We start from the raw sequence: 22,017 nt of genomic DNA, 5'->3' as shown, positions 1-22,017 counted from the left end.
TGACCTCCTACAGTCCTAATCGAAAAATTCGACCTTACCGTTTGCTAACGATTTAATATTTGCTAATGACTCAATACGTAAGCCTTGTTCTCGTAATTGTTGCCCACCCTGCTGGAAACCTTTTTCAATAACAATGCCTGCGCCAACAACATGCGCTCCTGCTTGTTGCACAATTTCTATTAAGCCTTTTAATGCTTCGCCATTAGCAAGAAAATCATCAATAATAATTACACGATCATCTGCTGATAAGAAATTTTTGGAAACTGAAATTTCATTTACTTCATTTTTCGTGAAAGAATATACTTTTGATGAATATAAATTATCTGTCAATGTTAAAGATTTACGTTTACGAGCAAAAACAACAGGTGCTCCAAGCACTAAGCCTAAAAATGTTGCAGGAGCAATACCAGAAGATTCAATTGTTAATACCTTTGTAATGATTTCATCACTATAGCGATTTGCGAATTCTTCCCCTACTGCCTGCATTAACATTGGATCGATTTGGTGATTTAAAAAAGAATCCACCTTTAATACAACGTCCGATAATACTTTTCCTTCTTGCTGAATTTTATCTTTTAAAAGCTTCATGTAAAGCTCCTCCTTTAGAATAATAAAAAAACTCGGAAGGCTATCTCAATACTGAGAAGAGCCCTTCGAGTTTTATAGACTGAAAGAACGTATAACAAAACATGTAGCACACATGCTTGCTGTTATGTCTTCTCATAGTCGACTTCTTTACGGGATGTCGGTAGAAACTTACGAGCCATATTCTCGTTATTATATGAGTAAAATATAAATTTAAGTTAAGAACGTTCCAATTATAAGCATCTAAACGTTTTTATGCAATAGTTCTATAATAATAATTTTTTTTAGACTTTTCTGATTATGTAGCTTAGTGATACTACTTATACAGGCTTTTCAATTTTTCTTTAAATTGCTGGAATGCTTTGCCCTCTTTACCATAGTAGCTCATACTGCGACATGCTAAAACTTTAACTATATGACCATTTTTACAATGTAACTCTCCAAAAACACCATACTCCTCTAATTGTTGCACTTTGTTCACTTGACTATAATAATCTGCTAGTTGCTCAGCAAAGTGTGTTCTGAACTGCTGCACAGCCTCCGTACCATGTAAAACAATAAATTCTGGTTGAAACTCTTCGACTATTTCTCCGAAAACTTCCTGACCCCTACTATATAGTGCGAGATTTTCTTTATGCGTTAGCTTGAACTCCTTAGCATCCCTTGCCTGTAGTACATTCATATACGTTATAGTTGCACAAGTATTTAGCTCTTCCTTTATCCATTCGATAAAATGTAACGTCCCCAAATATTCCCGCGATTTTTGTCGCATCTCAAAGCCGTACATCTCTTCAAATAATTGAGCATTCACTAATGCTTCTATATATACTCTTTCGTCAGTTGTATCGCTTTCGATTTTAGGTGTAGCAAATGCACCTACTACTAGCATTTTTGATTTATACGGATTGCCATCCACTTGAAATGGGCGAAAAGCTAATTGTGCATCACCATCTGTCACCCATGCTTTTATTTTTTTGTAAAAACCTGCTGATACCGCCATATTCTTCACTTCCCTCATAATTAATGATTGCTTGCATTTTAGCATATTTCCATCACTTTTTCCTAGCTACAGTAGGCATCCTTTTAGAAAATATTGTATGCTTGCTATATAATTAAATAATTATGTACTAAGGAGGATTGTTATGGATACGGATTCATCACATCAAACAAGTAAAAAAATCACAAAGCAAACCCTGCTCTTCGTCGTAGCCATTTTCCTTATTGCGACTATTTTACGTACACCATTAACAGTTGTAGGGCCAGTTATTCCATTTATTCGTGAGGATCTAGGCATTTCTAATGCACTCGCTGGATTTTTAACGACGATTCCTTTATTGGCCTTCGCGGTCATTTCACCATTCGCAGCACCTATTGCACGTAAGTTTGGGATGGAGCGTACTTTATTTTATTCCGTTCTTTTATTATTAGCTGGGATCGTTTTACGCTCCTTAGGTATGACACTTTTGCTCATTACTGGAACTGTATTAATCGGGGTTGCGATTGCCTTTGCCAATGTACTTATCCCTAGTTATTTCAAATTGAAATTCCCACTACATATTGGGCTTTTAATGGGCATTTATACCGTATCAATGAATGCCTCAGCAGGGCTAGCAGTTGGGATTAGTCACCCTATTGCTATGTCATCATTTGGCTGGCAAGGGGCTTTAGGCTTCTCTGTAATTCTTTGTATTACAACATTGATTGCTTGGTTCCCATTATTACGCAACAATAAAGCAGAAACGATGGCTCCAGGCATCAAGCAACCACGCACAAAGCTTTCTCGATCATGGCTGGCATGGACTGTCGCTTTAACAATGGGATTGCAATCTTTTTTCTTTTATTCTTTGGCTACATGGCTACCAGAAATATTAGTTTCGCAAGGGATGCAACCAGAAAATGCGGGTTGGATGGTAACTATCATGCAACTTTCACAAATTCCTATGACCTTTATTGTGCCAATTATTGCTGGTAAGCTTTCTTCCCAACGCCCGATTACATTGTTTTTTGTTATTTGCTATTTAATAGGCTTTACAGGGTTAATGATGGAATGGACGAGTTCAGTCGTTATTTGGATGATTTTCCTTGGCTTTGCAGGGGGAGCTTCTTTCAGTTTATGCATGATGCTTTTCACTTTGCGGACTAATACGGCTTATGAGGCTGCTGAGCTCTCAGGCTTCGCTCAGTCTATTGGCTACTTGCTTGCAGCAATTGGACCAATTGCTCTTGGCTATATTCACGATGCTATGAATGGCTGGCATATTCCTAATGTTATTTTCATAGTTGTTACTATTCTACTTTTAATAACAAGTATGATTAGCTCACAAAATCGCAAAATCTAATGCGAACATTTGTACCTTTTTGTGTTATAATGAAAGCTATCATTGTAATAAGGAGTACAAATTTTGAAAAAAAGAAAGAAAAAACGTAAAAAAAGTTTATCAACTTCATTTCTGCAAATGTTGTTATTAGTTGCTGGGGCTACAGGCTGGTATTTTACTAGAACATGGCAAGGTATCGTTGGTGCCATCGTCATTTACTTAGTCGTTATTATAGTAATTACGATTTGGTTCAAAACGAGGCGTATAGCCCGTTTGCGTAAAGCTGGAATTAAAGAAGTCGATAGCATGACTGGTGAGGAGTTTGAACGCTTTCTAGGTGAATTATTCAAACGCCGAGGCTATAAAGTATCCTATACTGCCACATCTGGTGATTACGGAGCGGACCTTATTTTAAAGGACCGCAAAGAAATTATTGCTGTACAGGCAAAGCGCTATAGTGGCACAGTTGGAGTAAAAGCTGTACAAGAAATTATTGGTGCAGTAAAAATGTATAATGCAACTGAGGCATGGGTTGTGACAAATAGCCATTTTACAAAACAAGCAATCAAACTAGCTAATATTAATGATGTCTATTTAGTTGACCGTGAGGATTTGATTGATCTTATTTTAAATAAATAAAACTGGTCAAAATCGCGAGAAACATTGGTTTCTCGCGATTTCATGTAAATATCAGGTTTATACATATCCTGCTTCTGCTTTTTATTAATGGAACATGTTTTTGAAGTTCCTCTATTAGCAAATGGAAATCCGATTTCGTATAAATGTTTTGCACATACACTTCTTGCTCTACCTCGTCATTAACATACTTGCCGTTTAGAATAATAGCATTTTCTTACATTATTACATTTCCCCTTTCTTTTTTGAAAGCAGTTTTACCTCCATGTTCAATAAAGAATCGTAGAGGGGAATAATAATTTCAGTTTTTCAGTAAACATATTTTGAAATAATTTGATGTTATGTTAGACTATCCCCAATGATAAGGTGGAAATCACTAATAATATATCTTTATACACCTATCCATTGTAAATAATTTGACATATGATGAACATGATATTTATTAATCAAAGGGAGGAGGATATTTAAATGTTTAAATTGAAACCAATCTTAGTTATGAGCAATATTATAGTCAGTGGTCTTATTGCAATATTGATTTCTTATTTTTTTGCAGAAGGGGCTTTAGGTGACGCTTCAAAATTAACCCCAGAATTCTTTTTAATCTTACCAATATGGGCTATTGGGGCATTATTGATGTGGAGATTCGTTTCCAAAAAGAAGTTAGAAAACACCTCTTATTCTAAAATTTTAACAAGTTGCTTACTCCTTTGGTTAACTATCCCTGTCGGTCTTATGTTTGCACAGCAGCTTATATAATATACAATTAGAAGAAAAACCTTTCAAAATTTAATGAAAGGTTTTTCTGATTTTATGGCTTATATTAGCAACACTCATGTACCATATTTCCACACATATCTATATACTATGGTTTTACATCATCTTTTTTATTCATATTTATAGGCTCCTTCACTATTATTTTAGCATTTAGAAATAGCCATCTGTAAATAAAACTAATTTGGTATTTTCGTTATAGTGTTTTGAACACTAATATCTATTATGTATTCAACAACATTCGTATTTTCATGTTTTTTCTCCCTTTTGATCTTCAGTCTAATCAATAAAGAAATTAAAAGCCTAAAAACAACAACCTTTTTAGATAGGACTTTAAAAAATGAGAAGAAAATGCTAAAAAAAGCGCAAGAAACATTAATTTCTTGCGCTTTTTGCTCTCTACTAATTATCTAATTTAAACGTTACTTCTCCTAGGCCCATTTCAACATCTACATTAATCGTAACATCTTCTTTACCATAAGCTTCATTGATATATACACCTTTTCCTTTGGCAGTAAAGCCATCAACATCAAGAGTACCAATACCTTTTTCTACAGTAATTTTTACGCCTACCTTTGATGGTAAAATAACAGTTGTTTGCCCAACGCCAGATTCGATTGTCGCATCAAAGCTATTCGACCAATCACCACCTAAATTGACAGTTAAATCACCAACACCTGTATTAATATCTAGTTTCTCGAGCTGTAGCCCTTGTAAATCAAGGTCGGCATCAGATGCCCCCATCTCTATAGCTAAATTCATCGGTACATCTTCATTCAACATTATTTCCCAATTATTTTTTACTCCTGATAATCCAAGGTTTTTTGCGCTTTTTTGCTCAATCGTCACTTCTCCCGTTTTTCCTTGCAGTTTATAACTTACGTGTGGAGCCAATTTCTTTTTATTGTACTGTGCAGTACCTTCTACCCATTCTTGTGCCCCTTTTTCTATCGTTATTTCTCCTACACCAAGGTCAATGTCCACATTTAAATTTTTTGCCTTATCCTTTTCAACTACAATGGACTCCTCTTTTGTCTTGCTAGGTATAATGGAAAAACACCCTGTTAACATTAATACTGAAACACCCATCATTGCACCAAGTAATATTACTCTTTTCATTTCTATATCCTCCTTCTACATACTTTATCTGTTACCTTTAGTATATAGAAGTAGCATTTTTCCAAAAACCTCCTTGCGTTGGAATTATCACTAGGTCTCTAGACTGAGATGATAATTACTTCCTGCAAATTTTAAAAAGGCTGTCTTTGATAAAAATAGTTCGGTTTCTTTATATCATTCGAGATTGGCTGATGGTAAATATGTGTGGCTGCTGGAGACAACGGCGGAATTAACCATGTCCAATTGCCTGTTACTTTACGATTTGCTGCTTCCTCCTGCTGTTGGAATAGCTTAAATTGCTGTGCAGCCGTATGATGATCGACGATGCTAACTCCAGCTTTTTTGAAGGAATGCAATACCGCAATATTTAGCTCTACAAGCACGCGATCCTTCCATAAAGAGCTATTTGATTCACGTGCAATATTAAGAATATCTGCCACAGCAGGCAGCATATTGTAGCGCTCCACATCTGCAAAATTGCGCGCGCCAATTTCAGTGCCCATATACCAGCCATTGAACGGCGCAGCCGCAAACTCAACCCCTCCACAGCTAAAGCGCATGCTTGAAATAATCGGCACAGCATACCATTTTAATTGTAGTTCCATAAAACGATCATACTGTGGGTGTGTAATATCCACTTCTAGCACATGCTTTTTTGGAATCTCAAACAATTTCGGCTCTCGTTCGTCTACTTGAATAACAAGGGGGAGTACATCAAATTCTGTCCCTTCTCCCTGCCAACCAAGCTCTAGACACATTTTCGTAAATTGTAATGAGTCTGAATCGCCAATAATACCATTATCCGTTTCATAGCCTGCATAACGAATCAATTGATGATTCCAAATGCGCACTCGTCCTGGAGCAAAGATCGTTTGCGTAGGACGAATTTTCCCTTCATTCGTTGCAAAATCAATATGGCGTAGTAATGCCTCAAAAATCGCTTGCTCCTCTAATAATTCGCGCTCATCAAAAACATGCAACGACTGCCAAAATAGACGTCCAATGCATTTATTACTATTGCGCCATGCTACCCGCGCACCAAATGTTAATTCCTCTGTCGTTAGCTGGTACGGCTCCTCTTTAAGGCGTTCCGCTAACCATTCATCTGTTTTGTTACATTCTGTTTTATATAAATTGAAAAAATCATGCATTTCTTGTCTGTTCATTGTTCCATCCTCCACTCACTTCAATTGTAGAAGAAGCTTGAGTGGAAACCAATATACATTCCGATTTATAAAACATGTATCTTTCATATATGACTAAAAATGGTCAAAATGTAGTGCAATTGAAAATTACATATTTATTAATTATTATAAATAAAAGGAGTATGTCCCTAATCTTAATTATTTTAAGTATAGTTGTATTTTTAGCTCCTATAAGCGGATTGTTGAGGCTTTCTATTAGTGTGGCGCTAATAATTTGGGGCAATTTTTATTAATTAAGAAACCGAGGATTAAAAACTAACATGACTATTAAAAGAGTGCTAGGGCTGCTAATCCCTGCTTTTTTCACAATTTATTTTATATGAGAGATATTTGTAGCTACTAGCGCCATGCTAGTGCAAAATATAGCAACTATAAAATATGGTGGCGAAAAAAAGAATGACGAGCAAATATCCTTGAGCAGAACAATTGGATTGCTAGTTTTCGCTATTATCATTATTCTCTTCCCACAATTAATATTTGTAGAAAGTCACTGGCTTTTCAAAATACCAGCATTTTTAATGATCGTTTATGTAGCCTTGCAACTTTTACACTATAGAAAGAATAAGAGCTGAGTACAAACGACCTTTCTCCTCGAAAAGAGGCATTATTTATTTTTTATTGGCGCTTCATCTATTTCACATCACTAAAAAAATGAGAGACAATAATGTCCCTCATTTCAAATGAATATAACGCGAACTCAATGTCGTTAAAAACGCATAGGTCACAGCTTTTACTGTTTGTAGCTCGCTCGTATCACGGTGCGGGTCGATGCAAACGAAGTCAATCGCACGCACCGCATCGTACTTGCCTACTTCAAAAAGTAAATCGAATAGCTCATCAGTACGCATACCACCTGGTGTAGAAGCTGGTACACCTGGCGCGTAGGCAATATCTAGCACATCAATATCAACTGTTACATAAACGAAATCGACTTTTTCTTGTAGTGCAGACATCACCTCAGCGATTTGTTGCTGTGCACCTTTACGACGCATTTGCTTCAGTGTAATCATATTGACACCATAATGCTCGGCGGCCTCAATTAAGGAAGGCGCATTATAGAAGCCATGTAAGCCAATATTATACACATCTTCACCATGCACAACCCCCGCCTCTAGTAGCTGGCGAATCGGTGTGCCGTTTGATGGTCCATTCGATAAATCACGCAAATCCAAATGTGTGTCAAACTGTAAAATGCCGACACGCTTTCCTTCTCTTAAAGCACGCACAAGCGGAGCTGTAATGGAATGGTCACCACCAATTGACACATAAAAACTTTGAGGATAGCGCTGCATTATATCTTGCATCGCTTGCTCGATATTGCGATGACACTGCAAAATATCTGTCGTATGCATTTTCACATCGCCAATATCTGCTACTTGCAAACCGCGAATATCGACTTGCTCATCGATATAATATGTCGTGAATAGCTCCCAGCTTTTACGGAAGGCGCTCGGAAATTCCGATGCCGCTGACGCACTAATTGATGAGCGTGATAATGGTACACCTAGCACAACGACTTGCGGCTCGTCTGCCATTTCAGCTGCTGGGCAAATCCAATCCTTCACTTTTATATCCTGCCCGTCTTGGCGTTGCCATACAAAGCTTGGTTGTACAATGACCTCACTCATACAAGAACGCCATCCTTCACAACAACTTTACCGCCTTTAATTACTGTCTGTGTATGGTTCATACCATAGAAGTATTGCATTTGCTTATAGTTTGGTACATTTAAAATCACGATATCTGCTTTTTTACCTGTCTCTAATGAACCTACTTCATCGCCGCGATTAATTGCATAGGCTGCATTAATCGTTGTCGCTGTAATTACTTCCTCCATTGTCATCCCCATATTTAGGCACGCCAAGTTTTGAATAAATGGCAAACTAATTGTTGGTGATGAGCCTGGGTTAAAGTCTGTTGAAATTGCAACAGGAACACCTGAATCAACCATTAGGCGACCACGCGCAAATGGTGCACGTAGGAAGAAGGCTGTTCCTGGTAAAAGCACAGCAATCGTCCCTGCCTCCGCCATGCGACGAATGCCCTCGTCAGAAGCAACAAGTAAATGCTCTGCCGAAATTGCACCAACTTCAGCAGCAAGCTCTGCCCCTTCATATGGCTCAATTTCATCCGCATGGATTTTTGGCGTTAAGCCTAACTCTTTCCCAGCTAATAAAATGCGGCGCGATTGCTCTGGTGTAAAGACACCATGCTCACAAAAGACATCATTAAATTCAGCTAGACCTTGCTCTGCCACTTTCGGCAGCATTTCCTCAATAACGATATCAACAAACTTATCGCTGTTCTCTTTGTATTCCTTCGGTACAGCATGTGCACCCATAAAAGTAGATACTACATCAATTGGGTGGTTTTCTTGTAATTTTTTCGCAACTGTTAATTGCTTATACTCTGTTTCCCAATCAAGACCATAGCCAGATTTAGCTTCGACAGTTGTAATGCCATGCTTTAAAAACGTATTTAAATGTGCATATGTTTTATCATACAACTCATCAAAGCTTGCTTCACGCGTTTTTGTTGTAGTGAAGTGGATCCCGCCACCAGCATTCATGATTTCCATGTAAGTTGCACCGTTCAAACGCATATTAAATTCGTTTTCACGCGTACCACCATGTACTAAATGTGTATGAGCATCGACAAAGCCTGGTAAAACGATTTGACCTTTTGCGTCAACAACCTCTGCACTCGCTACTAAATCCGCATAATCGCGCTGTAGTTGCTCAAGGGGAGCAATCTGTACGATTTTCCCCTCAGCAACTAATACAGCTACATCTTGTAGCACATTAATTTCTGTCATTTCCTCTTTAATACGAGGTCCTTTTTTCTCACTCGCTAATGTCACGACTTCATTTGCATTGATAATTAATAACGCCATTTTCTCAGTCCTTTAACATCGGCATTTGTACGCCTTTTTCTTTTGCTGTGCGAATTGCAATATCGTATCCTGCATCGGCATGGCGCACAACCCCCATACCTGGGTCTGCTACTAATACTCGTTTAATTTTTTCTGCAGCTAATTCGCTTCCATCTGCTACAAGCACTTGACCTGCGTGCTGTGAGAAGCCCATTCCTACACCACCACCGTGGTGTAAGCTTACCCAGCTTGCACCGCTCGCTGTATTGACAAGCGCGTTTAATAATGGCCAGTCTGATACTGCATCTGTGCCATCACGCATACCTTCTGTCTCACGGTTTGGTGAAGCAACAGAGCCTGAGTCTAAATGGTCACGACCGAATACGATTGGTGCCTTTAACTCTCCGCTAGCTACCATTTCGTTAACACGTAATGCGAAGCGGTGACGGTCGCCATAGCCTAACCAGCAAATACGTGCAGGTAGCCCTTGCCATTTTACCATTTTCTGAGCCATATCAACCCAATTTACTAAACCTTCATCATCTGCGAACATTTCCTTCGCTAATGCATCTGTTTTGTAGATATCCTCTGGGTCACCTGATAATGCAGCCCAACGGAACGGACCTTTACCCTCACAGAATAATGGGCGAATATACGCTGGTACGAAGCCTGGGAAGTCAAATGCATTTTCAACACCCATCTCTTGAGCATATGCACGAATATTATTACCGTAGTCGAATACTTCTGCACCCGCCTGTTGGAATTCTAACATTGTACGTACATGCTCCGCCATTGTTTCCTTTGCCTTTTGCTCATATGTTTTCGGATCAGCCTTGCGTAGTGCAAATGCTTCCTCTAATGTCATGCCATTTGGTACATATCCGTTAATTGGGTCATGCGCTGATGTTTGGTCTGTCACGAAATCTGGAATAATGCCACGATTTAATAATTCACGGTTAACATCCGCACAGTTTCCTACAAGCCCAATTGATGCAGGCTCATTTTTCTCACGTAGCTTATTAACTAAATCAATTGCCTCATCTACTGTTTCTACTAAATAATCACAATATGCTTCTTTAATTTTACGTTCGATTTTCGCACGATCCACTTCTACTACTAAAATAACTGCGCCAGCCATTTTACCTGCAAGTGGCTGAGCACCACTCATACCGCCCATACCGCCAGTTAAAATGAATTTACCACGTAAATCTGCTGAGCCGAATACTTTTTTACCTGCTTCTACAAAGCTTAAGTATGTTCCTTGTAAAATACCTTGCGCACCGATGTAAATCCAGCTACCCGCTGTCATTTGTCCATACATCATTAAATCGCGCTCTTCAAGCTCATAAAACTTATCCCAATTTGCCCATTGTGGTACTAAGTTTGAGTTAGCAATTAATACACGTGGTGAATTTTCATGTGTACGGAATACAGCAACAGGTTTCCCTGATTGCACGATTAACGTCTCATCATTTTCTAGTTTCTTTAATGATTCGATAATTTGCTCATAGCTTTCCCAGTTACGTGCAGCTTTACCGATACCACCATAAACAACTAATTCATCTGGATTTTCTGCTACTTCAGGATCTAAGTTGTTCATCAGCATACGCATTGCTGCTTCCTGTGTCCAACCTTTACATGTTAATTCATTACCTCGTGGTGCTCGAATATTTGTTTTAAAAGTCATCTGTCATTCTCTCCTTTAATATTAAAATAATAAAAATGCAATTGGTGTTACTAAAATTAACGTTAAAACTACGCGTTCAAACCAAATAATGATCATTTGACGAATAGATAACGGGATATCCGTTGATAAAATAACTGGAATTACAGCTGAGAAAAATAAAATCGCTGATATTGATATAACTGCCACAATAAATTTCGTTACCATTGCAGCTTGTGTAACTACTAATGCTGGTAAAAACATTTCCGCAATAGATAGCGATAAAGCCTTTGCTGTTAACATTGGATCTGGTAACTGTAAAATATAAGTAAATGGTACAAAGATGTATGCAACTATATCAAAAATTGGTGTATATGTTGCGAGTACCACCCCTAGTAAACCTATTGATAAAATGGAAGGGATAACTCCCATCGTCATTATGAGACCATCTTTCAAATGAAGATATAAATTTTTCAATAATGGTGGATTAGAATCAACTGCTACCATTGCTTCATGCCATGCTGTTTTCAGGCGATCCTTTCGCACGATGACTTCTGGCTGTGGTGTCGAGCCCTCATAGCAGTCATTACTCATCGAACGTAACGGATAAATTCTTGCTGTGATAGCGGTTACAACAAATGTTATTACTAATGTCACCCAGAAAAATGCGTTCCAATGTTCCATTAAATCAAGTGTTTTCGCTACAACAACCATAAAAGTAGCAGATACAGTTGAAAAGCCAGTTGCAATAATAGAAGCTTCTCTTATCGTATACTTACCTTCTTTAAATACGCGATTTGTTAATAATAATCCTACAGAATAGCTTCCTACAAATGATGCCACTGCATCAACTGCTGAACGTCCAGGTGTTCTGAACAATGGCTTCATAACAGGTTGCATAAAAACACCTATAAACTCGAGTAAGCCATAACTTACGAGTAGCGCTAGAAAAATAGCACCGATTGGAATAAGTACCCCTACTGGCTTAATAAGCTTTTCCATTAAGAATGGGCCAATATCTGGGTTAAACAACCATGCTGGACCAAATCCAAATATTAGCATAATTCCAGCAACTAATCCGCCAATCTTAAAAATGGATAAGATGATATCAACCTTTGACTTCTTCCATTTCCCTGTAACAAAAGGATAAAATGAGCCTAAAATTAAAATTAACACGATATAAACATTGACTGCTTGCGGCAAATTTGTCGAAAGAAATGTTACAATGTGATCAATTAAAATGGATGATTTCCCTTGCCACTCAAATGTAACAAAGAAACTAGCTATCCCAATCAAACTACAGATAATCATTTTCAAAGCTTGTGAAGGACGAAACCCTATCAATGGCTGTGGATTTTCTGTTTGTTGATGACTCGTCATTTTATTCCCTCCCCTTACTCTTACTTTAAATTTCTTTCAATTCTGAATAAATGGATTTAGCTCGCACAATATAGTAATATTTAAAGAAATTAATCCATAATTACAATTAAAAACAGAAATAATTTAACAAATATAATTTATTACAGGTGATAAAATGCGAATTTTATTAATAGATCGAGATGTTGAAGAGGCAAGAGGTATTAGCTGGTATATAAAAAATTACTTTCCGAGCCATGTTGAAGTGGAGCATGTACAAGATACAGCGGAATTGCAAAATTCTTTGGAAATGTTGCACCCGCATGTCGTTATCGTTGAAATTGAAATGTTAACGCCCTCTATTGAAAAGCTGTTATTGCGCTACCAGCCTCATATTATTGCATTAACAGCACAGCCAATTTTTCAACATGCTGCAAAGGCTATACAATTACAAGCTGCACAGTTATTTGTCAAACCAATTCCGTTGGAGCAGCTAAAAACGACTTTACTCGCTTTAAATATTGATCGAGCTGCTTCAACTTTAGCGCAGCAAGAAACAACAGATGTACAATTATACGTTGATTTATATTTAAAAAAGCCGACGATTGTTGATGTCAGCCGAAAGCAATTTTTTATTATTGAGCCATCCAATTTCGAATCAAATTTGCGGCTTTATGAATGGTTTATAGAACTACATCTCTTTCAGCAAATGACTGCATTACCATTACAAAATCGCATAATTTGTGTAGTAGAAAATAGCGAACGTAGCGAATTATTAAAGCAACTACGTTTACTTATTCAAGAATGGCATATTGTCAGCACAGAATATATGAATATTGCCTTATACGATGGCGACAATGCAACAATACGTGAAATGTATGAAGAATCGAAAAAGGTGTTAATACAACGCTTTTATAAAGGCTATGAGCATATTTTTCTTAGCTCTGAACAGTTTTCAATTGTAAGGCTTGACCCCTTATTAACACCCGAGGAACAGCAGCTCTGGATTAATAGCTTAGAGGAGAGAAATACAGCGGCAATTAAAGCTTTCCTTTATCAATTAGCGAAGGCGGATACATTTTACCATCATGATGATGTGCGCATACATTTAACAAGTGTGCTCGCGCAACTGCGCCGCTATATGATGAAATATCATTTGCAGCAACAAGCAAGCATTGAGGCAGACTATCGAAAGCTATTTCATCTTATATTGAAGGGACCAATTTTATATTCGATTTTGCAAGAAATGATGTTGTTTACCCAAGCTCTAATGGATGCTGTTGAAAAGTCGAAGGAGCAACTAAAGGCGGACTATAGCGAGCTTGCGGTGGAATTAATTCAACGTGACTTTAGCGATAGTAATTTGAACTTACACTCCGTTGCCCATCAGCTTGGTATTAGTCCGAACTATTTAAGCACGTTATTTTCTAAAAAACAGGGTATTCCTTTCAAACGCTACGTTCAAAATGTGCGCATCCAAGCAGCATGCAAAGTATTACTAGAAACCGATTTAGCCATTACCGAAGTCGCACATTTAAATGGCTTTGAGGATGTTAACTATTTTATTAAAGTGTTCAAGCAGCAGCAAGGCACAACGCCATATCGTTACCGAGCGAATAATCAGTTAAAAAGCTGAGTGCTTGCTTAAATAGGTCTAAAGTAACAATTCGAACTTAACTAAAAAAACGCATGAAATCAGGAGAGATTTCATGCGTTTTCTCATTCACTTACTATCCATGAGCCTGTATTAGGCTGCTGCGTCATATAAAACACATACTCGCTAACTCCTGCTCGTCCGTATTGATAGCGAATTTCAACCTCATTGTCGGAAATAGGAGAAACCTTTCGATAGGCTGCCTCTAAAAATAATTCGCCAAGACGATTGGTTTGTGAAAATGATGTTGAGGAATCAATGAGTGATTGTGCTAAATCTCCCTCACCAAAAAGGCTGTTATACAAAAACAAATCAAAATATTGCTCTGGATTATATGTGTCCATTTGTCCTTTTGTTAAATAAATTGATTCAGTATTTTCCTCTGTTGCCAACCCCACAACCTCACCATAAATTTTATGAACAGGCGTTATTGTTCCGGCCTGTACTGTTTCACTAGCTGGAAAATGATTTAATAAAAAATATTCACGCGCATTTAATAGCTGGTCATAACCCCCAACAATCGTAACTCCTTGTTCTTTATAACGCTCTATAATCTTAGATTTTAGCGGCTTACCATTTACCTCCAACTGCCCATTTTTTAATAGAACTCGATCACCTGGTACAGCAATGATTTCATAGTATGCATCTGCGTAAGTTGGTAGGTGACTTGTCGTATTTGTCATTGTCCGAACTATATCTCCAGCCTTGTAAACCGTTCCATCATATAAGTTGGTTTTGCGTTCTATCACTGTATGGAAAGTGCTTGAGCTCCCCTTTAGAGAAAATGCTTCACTGTCCACATAATTCAGGCCATCGACTTGATCAAATTGCGGAAGCGTTGCAAATTGTTCATAATCAATCTCTGATAGTTGCTTCTTTTTTTGCAGTGCCGAAATTTGCGCTAGATCATCTAGTGGATCATATGGAATTTCTGGTCCTTCATTTGATGAAAGCTGCTCTAGCGGGTTGAATGTGATGAATAGGAAAAGCGCTACTACAGCAATCGCTGCTGTTACGACTGGCACCTGCCATGAGAACCTTTTCTTTGATATTCGTAAACTTTCATGTACACGTTGTTTTATGCGTCTTTCCTGTTCTGATGTGTCGCCCATCATTTGATCGAGTTTGCGTTTAAAATCGCTCAATTGTTTACTACCTCCTCTTCCTCAAAAAACTCTTTCAATTGTTGCTTAGCTCGCCGCAAACGTGTTTTCACAGTATTTTCATTTAGCTGTAGATAATCTGCTATTTCCGCTATAGACTGCTCATCATAATAAAATAATATTAAAGGCTCGCGATACTTTAAAGGAAGCTGGAAAAGATTTTTCTCCAGTTCTGCTAATTGCTCCTGCTCTAACAATACTTCCTCTGTTCCTTTTGTCGAAGTAAAAATCGTATCAAACAACACATCTTTTTTATGCTTCCATGAGCGCAAATAATCTTTTGCACGATTGGCTGTCATTTTAGTTAAATATGTCTTTAATGATGCTTCATTGCGAAATTGGTCGCTCTTTTGAAAATACGTAACAAATACTTCTTGCACAATATCCTCAGCTGTCTGCCAATTTTTCACGTATAAATAAGCGATGCGTACTAAATAGCGTGAGTGTTCATCGATTATTTGATTAATTTGGTTCATTTATGAAATCTCACCTTCTTCTATTACCATGTCATTTCGCCATCAACATAAGTAGTAAATTGCTCAAAAGACCTTTTTTCTGTCATTCCAAATCGACATACCTCGTAGTTGGACGTATTCATATTTGCATATCCTTCCCTCGTTGTAAAACCGATTAGTAGCCCCGCCTCTTTCGTCGCAGCGATAAATTCCTCATTATATTGTCCATATGGATAAGCTAACGAAATAGCTGTTGGAACCTCCTCCATATTTCGTTGTAAATCCATAATAATTTGTTCTTTTGAATGCTCTAATGCAATACCCGAGCCTTTATTAAGCGAATGTAAATCATACGTATGAGCCTCAAAGTGAAAAACATCTGCTAGCTCCTCTAAATCTGATGCTGAAAAAAATTGTAGCGGTCCTTCAGTGTTGAATATTTGTGCCCCTTGCTCCCTATTTGTACGAGAGGAAATAATATGCTGTAGCGCGGTAAATCCATATTGCTTCAAAATAGGATAAGCATATTCTCTCGTAGATAATAGGCCATCATCAAATGTAATTAATACAGCTTTTTCTGGTACAATGAGACGTCCTTCCAAATAATCATAGAGCTCATGTGTTGTTAATGTTTTAAATCCATTTTCAGCTAAATAGGCCATCTGCTGCTCAAAAGCTTCTAATGATATCGTACTAGCTGTCGTTTTTATCCAGTCTTGAGGCAAAATATGATGATATAAAAGTACCGGTAACCCTTCATCCAAAGCAACTGACTGTTTATATATATAGCCTGGTCGCTCTCCTATTTTTACGATATACCAATCTTTTTCTTCGTGTACTACTGGATAGCGATAACCTTCTTCCAAATACATTATAGAAGCACTTTGTAAATCTGCATCCTCATAAACAGCTGTTTTTTGTAGCGTTTTAATTGCCACTTGGCGCTCTGTATGTACTAATGCATTTAAACTTTTCCTTTCAACAGAAGCATGCTCTTTCGGAACAAAGACAGCCATTTTTCCAAATCGAAGCTCATAATACACTTCATCTTCTCCTACGATAGCAATTGGCTGGTTTGCTTCCAATTCACCAATTTTAGTGAAGGTTGCTCCTTTCATATACATCGGTTGACGCTCTTGCAGTGTTAGCACTTGCCCAAACTCCCTTTCTGTCATAAGTGCTTCCCTTTGAATAGTTTGCGCAAACGCTTTGCTACCATCTACATCGGTTGAACTCCATTTTGCATTAATACCTATTATTAATATGATAAAGCTGACAAGTAACAGCCCATTAAAATAAATTCTTCTCAATTAATTTACCTCCTCTGCCATTTAAGCAACGTACAGACGGAGATTTTCGAAAATAGTTTCAAAGATTTTTATAAAAATTTTTTGAGGCAAATGAAACTTACTTCATTAGGAGTTTCTAGCACCCCATCAATTAATTTCATCAAAATATAAAACAACTCTCACCATTTATGAACAATTTCCAAACTTTCTGTATAAAGTGCTCGTTTTTGGCTATCATAACCTTGACAGAATAGTTGGTTGTACACCATAATTTGAGTCGTAGGCAATAATTATTATAAAAAAGCAATAACTATTAATAAAGCGAATTTGCTAATGCACTATGCTTGATATTCGTTGTCATTATTAAGCTTTTTACATACAGACTTTAGGTCTTTTAACGTGCTTATAATGCATTTCGTTTCTCAATTGCTGGCGATTCGTGTAGAATAGTGATTGTAGTTTTTCATAAACAAGGAGGAAATTTATCATGGCATTAATCGGTAAACAAGTAGAAGCTTTCTCAGCACAGGCTTTCCAAAAAGGTGAATTCATCGAAGTATCTTCAGAAAACTTCAAAGGTCAATGGAGCGTTGTGTGCTTCTACCCAGCGGACTTCACATTCGTATGTCCAACTGAATTAGAAGATTTACAAAACCAATATGCAGCATTAAAAGATCTAGGTGTTGAAGTATACTCTGTATCAACTGACACACACTTTACACATAAAGCATGGCACGATTCTTCAGAAGCAATCGGCAAAATCGAATACATTATGATTGGTGATCCTTCTCACCAAATCTCTACAAACTTTGACGTTTTAGACGAAGAATCAGGTCTTGCAAACCGTGGTACATTTATTATCGATCCAGACGGCGTTGTACAAGCAGTAGAAATTAACGCTGACGGTATCGGCCGTGATGCAAGCACATTAGTAAACAAAATTAAGGCAGCTCAATACGTACGTAACAATCCAGGTGAAGTATGTCCAGCTAAATGGCAGGAAGGCGCTGCTACATTAAAACCAAGCCTTGAATTAGTAGGTAAAATCTAAGAAAAAACAGAGGCTGTCTGGAAAGTAGGCTAACATACCACTTTCCAGGCAGCCGTTCATGTTTATACCCCTGAAAATTTATTAAAATAAGGAGTTTTCTCTCATGTTATTAGATGCAGATATTAAAGCACAATTAGCCCAGTATTTAGAGTTAATGGAAGGCGATATTGTTCTAAAAATTAGCGCTGGCTCAGATGACGTTTCACGCGACATGCTAGCATTAGTAGACGAGCTAAAATCGATGTCATCACATATTACAGTTGAGCAGGCTACACTTCCACGTACTCCTAGCTTCAGCGTAAATCGTGTAAATGAAGATACGGGCATTGTTTTTGCAGGTGTACCACTTGGTCATGAATTCACGTCACTTGTTTTAGCATTATTACAAGTCAGTGGTCGTGCGCCAAAAGTGGAACAGGCTGTAATTGATCAAGTAAAAGCAATTCAAGGCGAGTATCGCTTTGAATCATACATTAGCTTAAGCTGTCATAACTGCCCAGATGTTGTACAAGCGCTTAACATTATGAGCGTATTAAACCCAAATATTTCACATACAATGATTGATGGTGCAGCATTCAAGGAAGAAGTCGAAAGCAAAGATATTATGGCAGTACCAACTGTTTATTTAAACGGTGAGTCATTCGGTAGTGGTCGTATGACATTAGAAGAAATTTTAGGCAAGCTAGGCAGTGGGCCAGATGCTTCTGAATTCAACAATAAAGAGCCATTCGATGTGCTTGTTGTTGGCGGTGGTCCTGCTGGTGCAAGTGCAGCAGTTTATGCAGCGCGTAAAGGCATCCGTACAGGTATTGTTGCAGATCGTTTCGGTGGTCAAGTAAACGATACATTGTCGATTGAAAACATTATTGGAACGAAGCACACAGAAGGTCCAAGAGTTGTTGCTAGCCTTGAGGAGCATGTAAAGGATTATCCTGTCGATATTATGAATTTACAGCGTGCAACTCGTTTAGAAAAGAAAGATTTAGTCGAAGTCGAGCTTGAGAACGGTGCCGTATTAAAAAGTAAAACAGTTATTCTATCAACAGGTGCTCGTTGGCGCAATGTAGGCGTTCCTGGCGAAGCTGAATTTAAAAATAAGGGTGTTGCTTACTGCCCTCACTGTGATGGTCCATTATTCGCTGGCAAAGATGTAGCAGTAATCGGTGGCGGTAACTCAGGAATCGAGGCGGCAATTGACCTAGCGGGTATCGTGAAGAGTGTTACAGTTATAGAATTCAACGCTGAGCTAAAAGCAGACGAAGTGTTACAAAAGCGTTTATTTAGCTTACCAAACGTAACTGTTGTAACAAATGCTCAAACGAAAGAAATTACAGGTACTGATAAAGTAAACGGTCTAACATACGTAGAGCGCGAATCTGGCGAGGAGCGCCATATCGATGTACAAGGTGTCTTCATTTTAATCGGTCTTGTGCCAAACACAGAGTGGTTAGGTGAAGAATTCGAACGTACACGCTTTGGTGAAATTGTTGTCGACAGACACGGCGCAACTAGCGTCCCTGGTGTATTTGCAGCAGGTGACTGCACAGATAGTGCCTACAAACAAATTATTATTTCAATGGGCTCAGGCGCAACAGCTGCACTCGGCGCATTTGATTATTTGATTCGTAACTAAGAGTATAAAGTTGCCCGAAAAGCAGGCTGGCACGCCGCTTTCCGGGCAATTTTTTTGAATATGAATCAATTGTTGTAAAGGCTAATTACATGTTCCACCCTTACTTACGCCCCTACCCATAATAAATTGCGTACAAATCGTTCAGCGTTACTTTACCGAATGTGAAATCGTTGACGCCTAACTCTGCTAAATGTGCAGTCATGCTTCCCAGTGTTTCAGCATCTTTTTTATCCAATGTAAGCAAGGTCATATCGTTGACTAATGTTTGAACCGCAAGCTTTGGATAGCGCTCTTGGAATGCTACTTTTACATTATCAGACATATTTTTCACACGTACTGTTGTCATTGTATTCTCGCTAAAGCCTTCTATAATATCATTAACATCCATTAGCTTGCCATCCTTAAATAAGAAAAGGCGATCTGCGTATTTTTCTAGATTATCAAGCAAATGCGAGGCAATAATAATCATTTTGCCCTCAGCTTTTTTTTGCATTAACATACCTGAAATAATTTCCACATTAATTGGATCAAGCCCATTCATTACTTCATCCATTAGCATGATTTCCGTATTGGCAACAATTTGCATTGCAAAACATAAGCGTTGACGCATCCCTAATGAATAGGTACCTGCCTTTTTATTAACATAATGCCCCATATTCAATGCTTCAATCGTTGTATCAATCAGCTTTGGATTCGATTTCCACATTGTGCAATAGATTTTTAAATGATCGCGCCCACTCAGGTGATTGTACAAATCACTTTGGTCAGGCATCATCGAAATTAATTGATGAATTTTTACTTCATTTGCTTTACTTGAATAGGCCAAGCCGTTTTTAAACAGCACTTTACCGCTATTTGGGGCTGCATAATTCATCATAACATTCATCAATGTAGACTTACCTGTCCCATTCGGTGCAACAAGCCCTATGACTTCACCTTGATGAAAAGTTTCACTAATATCATTTAATACTTTTTTATCTCCAAAGCTCAGCTTAATATTTTGTAATTCAATCAAGTCCATTCCCCTCCTATTTCACTAATTTAAAACGTTTATTTAGCGAGATACCTAACGTAATAACTAACATTACAACAATATAAATTGCCAGCAGCTTCATCCCTAACTGTGCTGCCATCGCGTCCGAGTTATAATAGAAATTTCGTATTTTTGATACGACTTGTCCAATTTGAATATATGATGTCGGATACTTTTCGATATCCCATAAAAAGCCGATACCACGGCTAAAGTAGAAATACTCTGCAAAAATAATAACAAGACCGATGCCTAAATTAATCACTTCATTACGTAGCACGACACTACATAACAAGACTATCGCAATAATCGCCATAAACCATAGCAATAATAGCTGGATGCATTGTCCTAAAAATGCCCCAAGAGATATAACTGTAAATATGCCTTGTTTCTGCTGTACCTTATAATCCACAATATATTGTGGAACTGGAATGTCGAGATGACCAAAGCCAAATTGTACACCTATAATCAAGAAACCTACAGCTAATGGCACAAACAAGACAAGGCTACCAACAAATGCAACAAAGCCTTTTACCAAGAGCTTTTTCCAATCAGCAATTGGAAACCCTTTTAATAGTGTAGGGTGTAGGCGGTCCTTTGTTACAACATCTACTGCTAGCAGCAATGCACAAACGATAAGGACAATAGGTAACACACCTGTCATCAAACGCTCTATTGTTTGCCATGCAGTTCTTTGTTCAAATAAATTTATTGATAACTCATAATCCGCTTTCGCAAATTCTTCATAGCGTTTACCTGTTTCTAAATAGGCATAATATGCATCATCATCGGCGTATTGACTACCATATGCATAGTAACGAGGATTATAGAAAAGAGAACCGCTATTGTGCGTGTAGCTATTCGTAATATAGTACCAATCACTTGTTGTAGCGGCGTATTTTTGTAAATCTCCCTTTTCCAATGCCTCTAGCCTTTCTAAATCCAATGGGTTAAGTTCATTGAATATTTGTAATGCCAACCTAACAGAGGGATGTGCAAACCTCAAATTTTTCCCTGCCATATCGTTAATAAATGTTTCTCTTGTTAAATAACGCGCTTCAATTTCATCTGCATCTACCTGTTCAATCGGATCATAAGCAGGTGCTATTTTAATCGCATAAAACAAAGCTGCAAACAATAACAATACATAAATCGCGATATTTTTCTTATTCGTAAAAAATTGCACCAGCTCAAATTTAAAATATGCCCACATTGTA

At 37.8% G+C, this 22,017-nt stretch carries 19 protein-coding genes and 1 riboswitch; of the genes, 6 read left to right on the top strand and 13 right to left on the bottom strand.

From position 1 onward, the window contains the following. Positions 1–15: 15 nt before the first annotated feature. Together TY13_RS00580 and TY13_RS00575 are read right to left on the bottom strand one after the other, a co-directional pair. The gene (locus tag TY13_RS00580; protein WP_042470342.1) at positions 16–588 is read right to left on the bottom strand and encodes a xanthine phosphoribosyltransferase; all 573 of its coding nucleotides are present in this window, start codon (positions 586–588) and stop codon (positions 16–18) included. Positions 589–703: 115 nt separating this feature from the next. Further along, positions 704–805: riboswitch (purine riboswitch) on the bottom strand. Between the two features lie 96 nt (positions 806–901). Then, the gene (locus TY13_RS00575; protein WP_042470340.1) at positions 902–1,585 is read right to left on the bottom strand and encodes a hypothetical protein; all 684 of its coding nucleotides are present in this window, start codon (positions 1,583–1,585) and stop codon (positions 902–904) included. Between the two features lie 142 nt (positions 1,586–1,727). Here TY13_RS00575 and TY13_RS00570 point away from each other — a divergent pair, with 142 nt between their 5' ends. The 3 genes from TY13_RS00570 (at position 1,728) to TY13_RS00560 (ending at position 4,295) form a co-directional block, all read left to right on the top strand. After that, positions 1,728–2,924, top strand: a complete 1,197-nt coding sequence (locus TY13_RS00570; RefSeq protein WP_042470338.1) for a CynX/NimT family MFS transporter — start codon at positions 1,728–1,730, stop codon at positions 2,922–2,924. A gap of 63 nt (positions 2,925–2,987) precedes the next feature. Further along, on the top strand, positions 2,988–3,542 hold the full coding sequence (locus TY13_RS00565) for a restriction endonuclease (RefSeq protein WP_042470336.1): 555 nt from the start codon (positions 2,988–2,990) through the stop codon (positions 3,540–3,542). A 465-nt stretch (positions 3,543–4,007) separates the two neighbouring features. Further along, complete coding sequence (locus tag TY13_RS00560) at positions 4,008–4,295, top strand: hypothetical protein (protein WP_042470335.1); 288 nt, start codon at positions 4,008–4,010, stop codon at positions 4,293–4,295. Between the two features lie 417 nt (positions 4,296–4,712). Here the strand turns inward: TY13_RS00560 and TY13_RS00555 are convergent, their stop codons facing one another. The 6 genes from TY13_RS00555 to TY13_RS00525 form a co-directional block, all read right to left on the bottom strand. Further along, a complete protein-coding gene (locus tag TY13_RS00555) occupies positions 4,713–5,429 on the bottom strand; it encodes a toast rack family protein (protein ID WP_042470334.1) in 717 nt (238 codons plus the stop codon). A gap of 131 nt (positions 5,430–5,560) precedes the next feature. Further along, complete coding sequence (locus TY13_RS00550) at positions 5,561–6,595, bottom strand: nitric oxide synthase oxygenase (RefSeq protein WP_042470332.1); 1,035 nt, start codon at positions 6,593–6,595, stop codon at positions 5,561–5,563. Positions 6,596–7,305: 710 nt separating this feature from the next. Then, on the bottom strand, positions 7,306–8,262 hold the full coding sequence (locus tag TY13_RS00540) for an agmatinase family protein (RefSeq protein ID WP_042470329.1): 957 nt from the start codon (positions 8,260–8,262) through the stop codon (positions 7,306–7,308). Next, the gene (gene hutI, locus TY13_RS00535) at positions 8,259–9,527 is read right to left on the bottom strand and encodes an imidazolonepropionase (RefSeq protein WP_042470327.1); all 1,269 of its coding nucleotides are present in this window, start codon (positions 9,525–9,527) and stop codon (positions 8,259–8,261) included. The genes TY13_RS00540 and hutI overlap by 4 nt, the downstream gene beginning before the upstream one ends. 4 nt (positions 9,528–9,531) lie before the next feature. Next, complete coding sequence (gene hutU / locus TY13_RS00530; protein WP_042470325.1) at positions 9,532–11,193, bottom strand: urocanate hydratase; 1,662 nt, start codon at positions 11,191–11,193, stop codon at positions 9,532–9,534. A gap of 21 nt (positions 11,194–11,214) precedes the next feature. Next, positions 11,215–12,549 carry a YjiH family protein gene (locus tag TY13_RS00525; protein WP_042470322.1) on the bottom strand — a complete coding sequence of 445 codons (1,335 nt, stop codon included), beginning with the start codon at positions 12,547–12,549 and terminating at the stop codon, positions 11,215–11,217. Positions 12,550–12,703: 154 nt separating this feature from the next. On the opposite strand from TY13_RS00525, the gene TY13_RS00520 reads away from it, so the two are divergent. Then, the gene (locus tag TY13_RS00520; RefSeq protein WP_042470319.1) at positions 12,704–14,161 is read left to right on the top strand and encodes a response regulator transcription factor; all 1,458 of its coding nucleotides are present in this window, start codon (positions 12,704–12,706) and stop codon (positions 14,159–14,161) included. A gap of 83 nt (positions 14,162–14,244) precedes the next feature. Here TY13_RS00520 and TY13_RS00515 read toward each other — a convergent pair whose 3' ends face one another. The 3 genes from TY13_RS00515 to TY13_RS00505 are packed head-to-tail and all read right to left on the bottom strand — an operon-like array spanning position 14,245 to position 17,107. Further along, positions 14,245–15,324 carry a S26 family signal peptidase gene (locus TY13_RS00515; protein ID WP_154661481.1) on the bottom strand — a complete coding sequence of 360 codons (1,080 nt, stop codon included), beginning with the start codon at positions 15,322–15,324 and terminating at the stop codon, positions 14,245–14,247. Continuing rightward, positions 15,321–15,818 carry a sigma-70 family RNA polymerase sigma factor gene (locus TY13_RS00510; protein ID WP_042470317.1) on the bottom strand — a complete coding sequence of 166 codons (498 nt, stop codon included), beginning with the start codon at positions 15,816–15,818 and terminating at the stop codon, positions 15,321–15,323. The genes TY13_RS00515 and TY13_RS00510 overlap by 4 nt, the downstream gene beginning before the upstream one ends. Before the next feature lie 23 nt (positions 15,819–15,841). Beyond that, positions 15,842–17,107, bottom strand: a complete 1,266-nt coding sequence (locus TY13_RS00505; protein ID WP_042470315.1) for a polysaccharide deacetylase family protein — start codon at positions 17,105–17,107, stop codon at positions 15,842–15,844. 466 nt (positions 17,108–17,573) lie between these two features. Between TY13_RS00505 and ahpC the strand changes: the two genes are divergently transcribed. Next, positions 17,574–18,137 carry an alkyl hydroperoxide reductase subunit C gene (gene ahpC / locus TY13_RS00500; protein ID WP_042470313.1) on the top strand — a complete coding sequence of 188 codons (564 nt, stop codon included), beginning with the start codon at positions 17,574–17,576 and terminating at the stop codon, positions 18,135–18,137. 103 nt (positions 18,138–18,240) lie between these two features. Next, a complete protein-coding gene (gene ahpF / locus TY13_RS00495; RefSeq protein WP_042470311.1) occupies positions 18,241–19,770 on the top strand; it encodes an alkyl hydroperoxide reductase subunit F in 1,530 nt (509 codons plus the stop codon). Between the two features lie 112 nt (positions 19,771–19,882). On the opposite strand, the gene TY13_RS00490 is transcribed toward ahpF, so the two are convergent. Together TY13_RS00490 and TY13_RS00485 are read right to left on the bottom strand one after the other, a co-directional pair. Beyond that, positions 19,883–20,785 carry an ABC transporter ATP-binding protein gene (locus tag TY13_RS00490; protein ID WP_042470308.1) on the bottom strand — a complete coding sequence of 301 codons (903 nt, stop codon included), beginning with the start codon at positions 20,783–20,785 and terminating at the stop codon, positions 19,883–19,885. Positions 20,786–20,798: 13 nt separating this feature from the next. Continuing rightward, the gene (locus tag TY13_RS00485; protein WP_042470306.1) at positions 20,799–22,013 is read right to left on the bottom strand and encodes an ABC transporter permease; all 1,215 of its coding nucleotides are present in this window, start codon (positions 22,011–22,013) and stop codon (positions 20,799–20,801) included. Positions 22,014–22,017: the final 4 nt, after the last annotated feature.

This window comes from Bacillus ndiopicus, from assembly GCF_000612805.1.
Classification (GTDB): domain Bacteria; phylum Bacillota; class Bacilli; order Bacillales_A; family Planococcaceae; genus Metasolibacillus; species Metasolibacillus ndiopicus.
Note: the sequence above shows the minus strand (reverse complement) of the source record. Positions and strands in the feature narration are given on the sequence as shown.